Annotated in this window: 11 protein-coding genes; 5 read left to right on the plus strand and 6 right to left on the minus strand. The window is 59.4% G+C overall.

From position 1 onward, the window contains the following. The first annotated feature begins 79 nt into the window (after positions 1-79). The 3 genes from CAPSK01_RS06780 to ltrA all read left to right on the plus strand — a co-directional run bounded on the left by CAPSK01_RS06780 (position 80) and on the right by ltrA (position 5,173). Entirely contained in the window at positions 80-1,600 is a 1,521-nt protein-coding gene (locus CAPSK01_RS06780; protein ID WP_273703226.1) for a transposase family protein, read from the plus strand. A gap of 441 nt (positions 1,601-2,041) precedes the next feature. Beyond that, the gene (locus CAPSK01_RS06785) at positions 2,042-3,373 is read left to right on the plus strand and encodes a hypothetical protein (protein ID WP_034924314.1); all 1,332 of its coding nucleotides are present in this window, start codon (positions 2,042-2,044) and stop codon (positions 3,371-3,373) included. 483 nt (positions 3,374-3,856) lie between these two features. Continuing rightward, complete coding sequence (gene ltrA / locus CAPSK01_RS06790) at positions 3,857-5,173, plus strand: group II intron reverse transcriptase/maturase (protein WP_034924317.1); 1,317 nt, start codon at positions 3,857-3,859, stop codon at positions 5,171-5,173. A gap of 210 nt (positions 5,174-5,383) precedes the next feature. Here ltrA and CAPSK01_RS06795 read toward each other — a convergent pair whose 3' ends face one another. From CAPSK01_RS06795 to CAPSK01_RS06820, 6 genes are all read right to left on the minus strand, one after another. Next, entirely contained in the window at positions 5,384-5,584 is a 201-nt protein-coding gene (locus CAPSK01_RS06795) for a hypothetical protein (RefSeq protein ID WP_034916119.1), read from the minus strand. Further along, the gene (locus CAPSK01_RS06800; protein ID WP_034916122.1) at positions 5,581-6,375 is read right to left on the minus strand and encodes an ATP-binding protein; all 795 of its coding nucleotides are present in this window, start codon (positions 6,373-6,375) and stop codon (positions 5,581-5,583) included. The genes CAPSK01_RS06795 and CAPSK01_RS06800 overlap by 4 nt, the downstream gene beginning before the upstream one ends. Before the next feature lie 2 nt (positions 6,376-6,377). Further along, the gene (locus CAPSK01_RS06805) at positions 6,378-7,700 is read right to left on the minus strand and encodes a DDE-type integrase/transposase/recombinase (RefSeq protein WP_034924320.1); all 1,323 of its coding nucleotides are present in this window, start codon (positions 7,698-7,700) and stop codon (positions 6,378-6,380) included. 128 nt (positions 7,701-7,828) lie between these two features. Continuing rightward, positions 7,829-8,362, minus strand: a complete 534-nt coding sequence (locus tag CAPSK01_RS06810; protein ID WP_034916126.1) for a DUF6431 domain-containing protein — start codon at positions 8,360-8,362, stop codon at positions 7,829-7,831. 281 nt (positions 8,363-8,643) lie between these two features. Then, positions 8,644-8,958: a transcriptional regulator gene (locus CAPSK01_RS06815; RefSeq protein ID WP_034924323.1), complete on the minus strand. Its 315-nt coding sequence runs from the start codon at positions 8,956-8,958 to the stop codon at positions 8,644-8,646. Next, the gene (locus tag CAPSK01_RS06820; protein WP_034924326.1) at positions 8,955-9,293 is read right to left on the minus strand and encodes a type II toxin-antitoxin system RelE/ParE family toxin; all 339 of its coding nucleotides are present in this window, start codon (positions 9,291-9,293) and stop codon (positions 8,955-8,957) included. The genes CAPSK01_RS06815 and CAPSK01_RS06820 overlap by 4 nt, the downstream gene beginning before the upstream one ends. A 216-nt stretch (positions 9,294-9,509) precedes the next feature. On the opposite strand from CAPSK01_RS06820, the gene CAPSK01_RS06825 reads away from it, so the two are divergent. Continuing rightward, a complete protein-coding gene (locus CAPSK01_RS06825) occupies positions 9,510-9,989 on the plus strand; it encodes a type II toxin-antitoxin system VapC family toxin (protein ID WP_034924329.1) in 480 nt (159 codons plus the stop codon). Then, a complete protein-coding gene (locus CAPSK01_RS06830; protein ID WP_034924332.1) occupies positions 9,982-10,188 on the plus strand; it encodes a hypothetical protein in 207 nt (68 codons plus the stop codon). The genes CAPSK01_RS06825 and CAPSK01_RS06830 overlap by 8 nt, the downstream gene beginning before the upstream one ends. Positions 10,189-10,206 lie beyond the last annotated feature (18 nt).

The raw sequence follows: 10,206 nt of genomic DNA on the forward strand, positions 1-10,206 counted from the left end.
CGCCCCGCCAGGTGTGGGTCAAACCGCTGACCTCGGATTGTTGCGCCTCGCTGTGCGCCGCGCCGGGAAGCATCAAGTCATGAGCAAACCCTGCCGTCGCCCGACACGCGTCGCCATCAAGAAGCTGCGCTCAGAGAAGAAACAGCAGGAAAAGGCGCTGAACGCGAAACTGCGCGCGAGTGGACAAGTTCCCCACTCCCCCACTCCCTTGCCCAACAGCTGCTCGGCTTTGGCGACCGTCGAAGAGGAAAAAGAGGCTCGCGAGGACGCTGTGAGCAAACAGGTACGCGTCCTGCGCAAAGAGCTGCCCACCTTGCTCGCCCAACTGGAACAGATTCCCGACCCGAGAGACCCCAGGAAGCGCCGGCACAAGCTGACATCGCTGCTGCTTTACGGCTTGCTGATGTTCGTCTTTCAGTTCGCCTCCCGGCGCGAGACCAACCGCGAAATAAGCCACCCGCAGTTCATGGCCACCCTGCATCTGCTGTTCCCGGAGATCGAGACTCTGCCACACGCCGACACCCTGTTTCGGCTGCTGCGCGACATTGACCTCGACTACCTCGAACAAGCCCACGTCGATCTGGTCAAGCGGCTGATCCGCGGCAAGAGCTTTCGCCGTTATCTGATCCACCACTGCTATCCGATCGCCATCGACGGCTCGCAGAAGCTCGCGGGCGACACCCTCTGGGCGGAGGAACTCCTGCAGCGCACCGTCGGCAAGGACGAAACCCGTCACACTCAGTATTTCGTCTACGTCCTCGAGGCCAGTCTCGTCTTCCACAGCGGCCTGGTGATCCCGCTGCTCAGCGAGTTCCTCGAACACGCCCTGGGCAATACCGAAGCGCAAAAGCAGGATTGCGAACTGCGCGGCTTTGTGCGCTTGAGCGACCGGCTCAAGACCTGGTTCCCCCGCCTGCCGATCCTGCTCCTGCTCGACGGACTCTACGCCAACGGGCCGGTGATGCAGTGCTGCCGTGACTACCACTGGCAGTTCATGATCGTGCTCAAGGACAAGGATCTGTCCACCGTTTGGCAGGAGTTTCACGCGCTCCATGCCCTGAAGCCGCAAGCCTTGCAGCGCTGCTGGGGACGACGCCGACCACACTTCACTTGGGTCAACGACATCGACTATGCCTTCGGTTCGAACGGGCGTCAGCGTCTCAAACTGCACGTGGTGGTCTGTGAGGAAAGCTGGGAGTGGATCGATCAACAGGCGACGACCGTGACCCAAACGGGGCGCCACGCCTGGCTCTCCAGCCAGCCGCTCAGCCAGGACAATGTCCATGAGCGCTGCAACCTCGGCGCCCGCCATCGCTGGGGCATCGAAGCGGGCTTCCTCGTCGAGAAATGCCAAGGCTACCACTATGAGCATGCCTTTGCCCTGGACTGGAATGCCATGAGGGGCTATCACCTCCTCATGCGCCTGGCGCATGGGTTCAATACCCTGGCACGGTTCACTCGGCAGTTACGCAAGCTGTATCAAGAACTCGGTGTGCGCGGCGCTATTGGCTTTATCCGAAGCTCCTGCGCCGCCCCCTGGCTCGATCCTGCGCGGATGCGTGTGCTCCTCGCCGAGCCGTTCTTGCTGCAACTCGAATAACCTTGCCCGCGCCCGCCCAAGACCTCTTCTCAAGCCCGGCGTTCTCCGCGTCGGGAAAGGCTCGCCTGGCGATCGTACCGGAGTCCAAAAAGCCTTTCGACATCCTCCTGACTGACTCCATCCCCCCCGTCCTTTGCCGCCAGCCAACCGCAATCTGACCGCCTCGGCGGCGAAAGCGGGCGCTACCGGCAAACGGGCCCGATTCGGCTGGGTCATGCGTCAGGGCTGGACCGTACAGTGCGCAGTGGCAACGCCTTCGTGTCTGAGCTATAGTCAATCCTGGCAGGATGTTCGAGCATCTTCCTTCTCCTCGGTGAGTTTGCACTTCCAAGGGTACGAGATTTCGAGGGTCCTGCCACTCCTATCACCAAGCGCAGCACTTGGCCTTGGCCGGAACGATGATCAAGGCCGAACTTCCTATCCATTTGCGAGGAGACCAGTATGCAATTCTTGACGAATCATGGGGTTGCCGAGACTAACCAAACCCCCGCCCAGCTCTATTCTACCGCCTTAACGGCACTTGACGCGCGGGCAATTCAACTGAGAGGCTGTGAAAGAATATCCAAAACGGCGCAATATACCAATAAAGTGCTCCAAAAAGCACACTACGCTTCCCATCTCCCATTTTATATTTTTCCACAACTTGTGAATTTTTCCTTGATTCCAATTTGGCATTCGGTTTTACTCAGCGCATTGTTGGTGCCGCACTTGGCGGCAGCTGACGTGCTGAACATATACGTATCCTCGGAGGTAGCATATTCCAGTCTGATCGAGGGCGACCTGCCGACGATATCCCACGTTCAGAACGTGAGCTCACTGGCGGCGTGGGATTCTCTCGATAGATACGCAAGCGCCACCGTAGATATGGTGCCCGTCTTACCACCTTTCCATGTCGGTGTGGAACACGCCACAACATGGATCAGCTATCAACAGGGCGCAGAGGGAGCTGATTCGGCGCTACGGGCTTACGCCACGGTCACCGGATTTTATTTAATTCCCGTCGATGACAGCACCTACGCCCGCAGTGAAGCTCGTATTCACAATGTTGTTTCGATACGAAACAACGGCTCGTCCGCTACGTACTTCAATCTTATCCAACCTACGCACGGCACATTGCTCGCAGGCGGGTTTTTCAACGCGCTCACGGCGAGTGCTCAGGAAGATACGACGTATTTTGGTTACTGTAGCTATAAGGAGGCGTGTTCCGCCGCCGACGGCACGCTGTTCCGTTTTAGCGGCGCTTGGTCCGGTGCCGCCTCGGTGTATGCTGAAGGCACTGAAGACACAACACCGACTGTGACGGTCAGCGGCGACTGGTCGGGCGCGACGACACCGTACTCGAAGTCAATGCCATTGGTCGGCGACCTGTTGTACCAAGGGATCGAGCTTCGTTCTCTTCGGATGTCGCCAACAGTCCTTCTGGAACCGACTGAAGAACTAACGCTGGAACTCAATTTTCACGGCATCTACAGGGTAGCGAGTGGCTCGGTCAGCGGTCCTATGTCGTTTGGGGAGGCTGATTTCAGCCACACCGGCAACTTCATTTATAGCGCGACCGATCCAGTGACCGGATTGCCTGCCACGGGCGTGACAATTACCGTACAGTCCGCACTCGTACCGTCGCCGTCCTCATTTTGGTTGATGTTATCAGGTTTAATTGGATTAATTGGCTTTAGAAGTCATGATGAGAAGTCAGCAATTCCCGGCATAAATCGTCCCACACACCAATGGGGTCAGGTCTTGGTTGTGGCTGGGCAATGTTGTAAATTCTAGCGGGAGGAGAGCCCGCCCCGGTAGCCGCTAGCCACGGGCCGGGTATCGAGCCTTGCAGGCGTAGTGGTAACAGTACGCTTGATGCGTAGGTACGAAAGCAGGCGAGGAGCAATGGTAACGGATAGTGCCGACCGTGAAGGTTATGAGTCCCGAAATGACCGCTTTGGAATGGGCCGATGGTTTCAAGACGCCAGCAGGCAACAGCGCAACCCACACTATGGCAAGTGAGTTGTGCCCACCCGGGATCGACGACCGCAGCGAGCCTGACCACGAGAATTGGCAGTAACCCAGGAGATCCCATCGTCGGCGCGGAATATGCGCACTTCCCGACAAGCCTGAAAAGCGAGGAGGGAAGCGGGGGTGGTGGGAAGTCGGAGGTGCCCATAGTAGCGACGAACGCGGGTAATGCTGCGGGAGCGAAGGGGCGCCAGTTTAAGACAACGAACAGGGGACACATGCCCCGACACCGAGCGGACTCTGCGCATGAACACACAACTTGTTTGTTTCACACAGTGGGCAAAAGAGGCCCCACAAGCGCTGTACAACGCGCTGATGGGACTGCTCAGCAACCCCGAAGGGCTGACGCACAGTTTTGAAGTTCAACCGGGCAATAAGGCCGCCGGCATCGACAAGGTGAGTAAATCGGACTACGCACAGGACTTGGAAGGGCGGATTACCGCGCTTTCAGGCGAACTGCGCAGCCTGAGCTACCGACCGCAACCGGTCCGGCGTGTCTACATCCCCAAGAGCAACGGACGGCAAAGGCCTCTGGGTATCCCCTGTTTTGAAGACCGGATCGTTCAGCATCGCCTGTCCGGGATACTCCAAGCGATCTGGGAGCCGGAATTTCGCGACTGTTCGTATGGGTTCCGTCCACAACGCAACGCGCATCAAGCGCTCGCGAAACTGGGTGAGATCACCACGAATAAGGGAACGCAGTGGTTGGTTGAGGCCGACATCAAAGGATTTTTTGATCACGTCGAGCACGACTGGCTTCTACGCTTTCTAGAGCACCGGGTCGGTGACCCGGTGTTACTGCGGATTATTCGGCGGCTACTCAAAGCGGGTGTGATGGAAGCAGGGGTATTCACGGCCAGCGAAGCCGGGACGCCGCAAGGCGGACTCGTCTCACCCGTGCTGGCCAACATTTACCTGCACTACGTGCTCGATTTGTGGTTTGAGAAACGTTATGTCCGTACCTGCAAAGGACAGGGCTACCTGGTTCGCTACGCAGATGACTTTGTGGCCTGTTTCACCCACGAAGAGGATGCGCGGCGGTTCATGGACGATCTGACCGAGCGACTGGCAGTATTCGGGCTTGAAGTCGAGCCCAGCAAGACCTGCTTGCTACGCTTTGGCAGTAGGGCAGCGAGTGACTGCCAGAAGGACGGCAGCAAACGCCCCTCGACCTTCGATTTTCTGGGCTTTACGCACTACGTGGGCAAAAGCCGCCGCGGGCGTTTTGTACTCGGGCGCCGGAGTCAGCGCACGCGAATTGCCAAGAAATTGACGGAAGTCAGCGACCGCCTATCGGCGTTACGTGTCAAAGGCGGTCGCGCCATGATGGACTATGCCAAGCGACACCTGCGGGGGCATCTTGCGTACTATGCAGTCAGTGGCAATGCTCGCAGTATCCGCACCTATGCCTACCGGATTAGCCGCTTGCTGTTTAAACGGCTGAACCAACGCAGTCAAAGGCGAAGTGTAGCGTGGGACCGGTTCGGTAAAATCCTATCAGGCTGGATGCCGTCTCTACGCATCCAGCACAATCTCTACCCCAAACCACTGTGGATGACTTGAGCTGGGAGCCGGATGGGGTAACGCTCCAAGTCCGGTTCTGCGAGGGCGGCGGGACGTACCGGGTGACCGGGATTCCCGCCGCTACTCACCTGTTACGTCGCGCGGTGATTCAGACTGTGTGGCCCAAGGTGTTCGAGGCTGAGACAGAGGCAAAGTCCCACGCTGGAGGGGGAGGAAGGTATACCTGGGGCAGCGTGGGACGGAGGGAGACTACGGAAGGTTGTAGGGAGGCGTCTTCCAGGGGGTTTCGGGGTCGTAGAGATTCATCTGCCGGTGGTGGTGACGGCGTAACTGCACGAGATAACGGGTCTCGCAAGCGGCGGCGAGCTGGTGAAGAAAATCGCTGAGAGCCGAGGCCGTTTCGTCGGAGAGGCCATCGGGGAAGAGGGAGTCGAAACGGCGGCGCTTCATCGCAATTCCTCGATGGCCAATTGCAGGAGATCGTCAGGCAGATGATTGAGTCCACGCGGCACCGCCAGGCGCATGGCGGTGCGCAGAATGCGCCCGGCGTGACGCGGCAGGCCCTTGCTGGCTTGCCGCAGGATCTCGAGACCCGAATCGGCGAGCAGCGTATGGGAGCACCCGGCGCTCTTGAGCGCGTGGGCGATCAGTTGCGCAAAGCGTTCGCGCTCGATGACCGGGCGCATCTGAACGCGCGCCTGAATGCGCCCGGCGAGCGCTGCATAGGGCGCCCGTTCGAGCGTCTGCGCCAGCGCCGGATGGCCGACGAGCCAGACGGTGATCAGATCGCGCGAATCGAAGGCGAAGTTGAGGAAAGCCGGGAAATCGCGAAAGAACTCGGGCGGCAGGTTCTGCGCCTCGTCGAGAATCCACAGCGGCAGGAGTTGCTTGCCGTCGGCCAACTGATGGATCTGCGCCTTGATGTCGCGCCACAGTTGCGCCCGGCGATAGCTGGGTGGCAGGCCCAGTGACAGGGCCAGACAGCGATAGATATCGAGGCGGCCGAAGTCGGTCTCGGCATGGTAGATGACCTGATAGCGATGCGGATTGAGCTTCGCGGTCAGGAGCCGCAACGCGGCGGTCTTGCCGACGCCGGCTTCGCCGGTCAGCAGGCCGACGCCTGGCGAGTGCAGGAGCCACTGGAAGCGTTCGGCGAGTTGCGCCAGCGCACCGTCATCCCAAAGATCGGTGGCTTCCTTGCCCAGCGGCGGATGGCGCAAACCAAAGTGTTGCAGGTCCATCTTTAATCTCCTTTCGCGTCGTAATACTGCTGATGGACCAGTTCGATCAGGTTCGCGCCGGACCTCTCGATCTTGCCGGCGTCCACCGGCCCGGGTTTGCGTCGCTGGCGATGGAGATTGGCCAGCGCATCGAGCGGCGTGGCCAAGCCGATCGACTCGCCCTGCTCGTCCTCGACACCGACCACGATTTCAGTATGCGGATCGACGACCAGGCAGACGGTCTTGCCGGACAGTTCGAAGGGCACCTCGAAGCGCTTGCCCTGATACGACACCGTGCCGTCCTTGCGGACGCGGCGGCTGACGCGATGGTGGAACAAGGCATCGAGCTTGGCGGCCAGCAGTCCGAGCGGGCGAATCTTCGACAAATCCTGCTGATAACGGGCCAATGGCGTGATCCCGTCCAGACCCTCATGCAGGCGGCGGTGATAGACCTGTTCCAGCCATGCCCACAGGCGCGCATTGAGGTCCGCCAGACCGGTGATGTGACGCTCGTCGAGTTCGGATAGAAACTCGCCGCGGCAGGTCCGGTGCCAGCGCTCCAACTTCCCCTTGCCTTCGGGCGCATAGGGCCGGCAATAAATCAACTGAATACCCAGGCGGGCGCAGATCCCTTGCAAGGTGTGGGCGCGGTAGGCGGCGCCGTGATCGACGACCAGTTTGAGGGGAATGCCACGTTTCAGGATCGCCTGCTTGAGCACGCCCTCGATGTCCAGTGCCGTTTCCCCGGGGCAGAAGGCGCTGTGGGCGAGCAAACGTGAGGCGTCATCGAACAGCGAGACGAGATACGCTTTGGCAAGCTTCCCGCCGATGGGGACCTGTGGGCCGTGCATCACGTCGCTGTACCAGATCGCGCCGGCCGAAGCGGCGACGAAACTGCGCCTCTCCTCGGGCAGGCTGGCCGAGCCGGTCATGCGGGAAAGACCGTGTTGCTGGAGCAGACGGTGGATCGTCGATCGCGACAGACTCCCGCGAGCGACGGTTCCAGCGGTTTCGAGCAACTGCCGGATCTGGCGAATCGAGCGCCGGGGATTATCCCGCTTGGCTGCCAGAATCGCGGCCTGGATGGCCTCGGAAAGCTTCGATTGCCCGCGGTCGGCGCGCGCCTTCGGCATCAGGCCATCAAGGCCTTGGGCTCGGTAGGTGTAGTACCACCCTTGAATCGTCTTCTCGCCCAGATGGCGCCGACGGGTGCCGGGAATGGCGTACTCCCGTTCGGCCAGCTCACGGATGATCTGCTGCAGTTCTCCTCGCTCCAGCCGCTCTCGGCTGACCAGCGGACCCAGGACGGACAGGCGAAACAAGGCTTTCGGGTCGATCGGTTTCATGCGGACTCCTTTGGGTGAATGGGAGTCGTGATGAGAACAGAACGGCCACGTTATGACCACGGCAAACTGTGTGGGGGCCCCGCCCGGGCGGGGCACCCCCTGTCCGCCACTCGTTCGGGGTCAGGTCATCAAGGGACGCTCAGCTCGTGATCAAGGATGGCCATGGCCCGCGCCAGACCCAGGCTTGCGAACACTTGGCGCCAGAGAGCGTCGAATCCTGCCGCCCGTCCGAGTTCGGCAAAGCGGGCGCGCAGATGAAACTCGAAGAGATCACTGCGCGCCTTCAACCACTGCCACCAGCGATCGACGGTGCGCTCGTCAGGTCCGCCGTAGTCCGCGCGATGGCCTGCCGAGCATCCTTTCAATCGTGGTTTCAGGGCCTCTTGCTGCACCGACCAGTCATACCAGCGCCGCGGTGCGATGCACTCCGGTAGGCGCGAACACGTGCGCTGGCATCCGCTGCAAAGGTAGCGGCAGATCGGCACCGGATTGAGCGACCGCTGCTCCAGTTGCCGACCGGCCTTGCGCTCATAGTGCCCGTGCCGCCAAAGGAGCTTGATGCCGCAGTGGGGGCAGCACCGCGGCCGGTAGTGCTCGGGGTTGGCCTTGACTGCCTCGATATGCTGCTCAAGACTGGTGATGCCGATTACAATTCGTCGCATGGGCTGGGCTCCTTTCTATCCGGGTGGTCTCGATAACTTCCCACGATAGCAGAGGTGTCCCAGCCCTTCCTCTTCCCCCTTCGTCCCGACCTCTTTCAGGCAGTGCTTCTTTCTTCTTCCCGACCGTGCGCGGGATATTTCGAGCCCTTAGACCTCAGCCAGGGGAGGACGTAACACTCACCAATCCGGCATTTTCCGGGCTAGACCGCAACCTATGGCAAAACCACCACGCATTGAGCTTGCTGGTGGTTTGTACCTTTTGATCCGCTACGGCCAGAAGTTCAGACCACGGCCAGTCGCTCAACGGTATCCGGGAACTTCTCGACCAAGCGAATCAGCAGCACAGCCTGAGCGTTCGGTTTGGCCCGACCCTGCTCCCAGTTTTCCAGTGTCCGGGGATTCGTGCGCAGGTAGCCGGCAAACACCGGGCGCGAAAGATGCAGGCGCTCGCGCAACATGACCAGCTCCTCAGCCGTCACCTCCGGCACGGGTTGAACCCCGACCTTGTGCGTGCGTAGCGTCTGCTTGTCAGCGCGCTCGTTCGCCAAGGCACCAAAGCCCTCGGCAATCTCGGCAAACAGGTTTCGCTTCTTCATCGTCTGGCCTCCAGTTCAGCTTTCAACATTCCCTTGAGCGCCTTTTTCTCATCGGCGTTCAAGTTCTCCATTTCATCCTTGTCGTACAGGGTGAAGAGCCAGAATTGCCGGCCACTATCCCACCAGTAGTAAATCACTCGTAGTCCACCCCGCTTTCCTTTGCCACGGCGAGAATCGCCATGACGCAACTTGCGCAGCCCGCCCGTCCCTTCGATCACATCGCCGGCTTCCGGGTTCTTCAGCATGTACTGTTGCAACCTGCGAAACTCTTCATCGTCCAGGTAGTCGGCACGATATTTGGCAAACGCCGGCAATTCGGCAAAAATAGCTTGCATGGAGAAAATATACGCAAGTTGCGGATGTTTTGCAAGGTCCAGCGAGCAAAAGCATCTTGGGGGTCAGGGTCCATCTTGGGGGTCAGGTCTTGTAATCCAGCAATTTAAAGCCATAAACTTCATCCTATGGCAAGATCACTACGTAGAAAACGGGGTCATGTCTTTCTTTTTCCAGAAAGAATGGGGGACACGGTTTTCTGAACGAGGGTTAAGTTCATGAAGCGCAGGATATACGTTGAAACCTCCGTCATCAGCTACCTGACGGCTCGCCCCAGCAAGAACGTAATTGAAGCTGGCCATCAGCAGAGCACTTACCTCTTCTGGGATCGCCGTAGCGAATTCGATCTGGTCGTGTCAGAACTTGTTGTCACTGAATGCGGCGCTGGAGATGCCTCTGCGGCGAGCAAACGGCTTGACGCGCTGTTGACCATACCGCTGCTCGACATTACTGCTCAAAGTGTTGAGCTGGCGAAGGGGCTGGTTGTTGCAGGAATCGTTCCGGTCAGGGCGGCTGAGGATGCCATGCATATTTCGATTGCCACAGTTCATTTCGTGGATTATTTGCTGACATGGAATTGTCGGCATATTGCCAACCCGGAGATTCAGGCGCGAATTGCCGAACATTTTCAGCGGCTGGGCTTGTTCCTGCCTTTCATTTGCACACCTGACGAGCTCTTGGGAGACGACAATGACTGATAGCATCATTCACGAAGTACGTGCGATTCGCGAGCAGCACGCCGCCAGCTTGGATTTCGATCTCGACCGCATTTTTGCCGATCTACAGGCACGTCAGAACAAACACGCCGCCGAGGGGTGGACGATCATTCCGGCTCCTGCCGGACCGCCACCCGAGTCTAACTTGGCATTGCAGCGGACTCGCTTCGCTCGCCGTTGAGGGTTACGCACGCAATTA

This window comes from Candidatus Accumulibacter vicinus, assembly GCF_000584955.1.
GTDB classification, from domain to species: Bacteria; Pseudomonadota; Gammaproteobacteria; order Burkholderiales; family Rhodocyclaceae; genus Accumulibacter; species Accumulibacter vicinus.

Bases quoted from the DNA above. Each gene is read 5' to 3' on its own strand.
- CAPSK01_RS06780 (WP_273703226.1), top strand. From the start codon at position 80: ATGAGCAAACCCTGCCGTCGCCCGACACGCGTCGCCATCAAGAAGCTG.
- CAPSK01_RS06785 (WP_034924314.1), top strand. From the start codon at position 2,042: ATGCAATTCTTGACGAATCATGGGGTTGCCGAGACTAACCAAACCCCC.
- ltrA (WP_034924317.1), top strand. From the start codon at position 3,857: ATGAACACACAACTTGTTTGTTTCACACAGTGGGCAAAAGAGGCCCCA.
- CAPSK01_RS06795 (WP_034916119.1), bottom strand. From the start codon at position 5,584: ATGAAGCGCCGCCGTTTCGACTCCCTCTTCCCCGATGGCCTCTCCGAC.
- CAPSK01_RS06800 (WP_034916122.1), bottom strand. From the start codon at position 6,375: ATGGACCTGCAACACTTTGGTTTGCGCCATCCGCCGCTGGGCAAGGAA.
- CAPSK01_RS06805 (WP_034924320.1), bottom strand. From the start codon at position 7,700: ATGAAACCGATCGACCCGAAAGCCTTGTTTCGCCTGTCCGTCCTGGGT.
- CAPSK01_RS06810 (WP_034916126.1), bottom strand. From the start codon at position 8,362: ATGCGACGAATTGTAATCGGCATCACCAGTCTTGAGCAGCATATCGAG.
- CAPSK01_RS06815 (WP_034924323.1), bottom strand. From the start codon at position 8,958: ATGAAGAAGCGAAACCTGTTTGCCGAGATTGCCGAGGGCTTTGGTGCC.
- CAPSK01_RS06820 (WP_034924326.1), bottom strand. From the start codon at position 9,293: ATGCAAGCTATTTTTGCCGAATTGCCGGCGTTTGCCAAATATCGTGCC.
- CAPSK01_RS06825 (WP_034924329.1), top strand. From the start codon at position 9,510: ATGAAGCGCAGGATATACGTTGAAACCTCCGTCATCAGCTACCTGACG.
- CAPSK01_RS06830 (WP_034924332.1), top strand. From the start codon at position 9,982: ATGACTGATAGCATCATTCACGAAGTACGTGCGATTCGCGAGCAGCAC.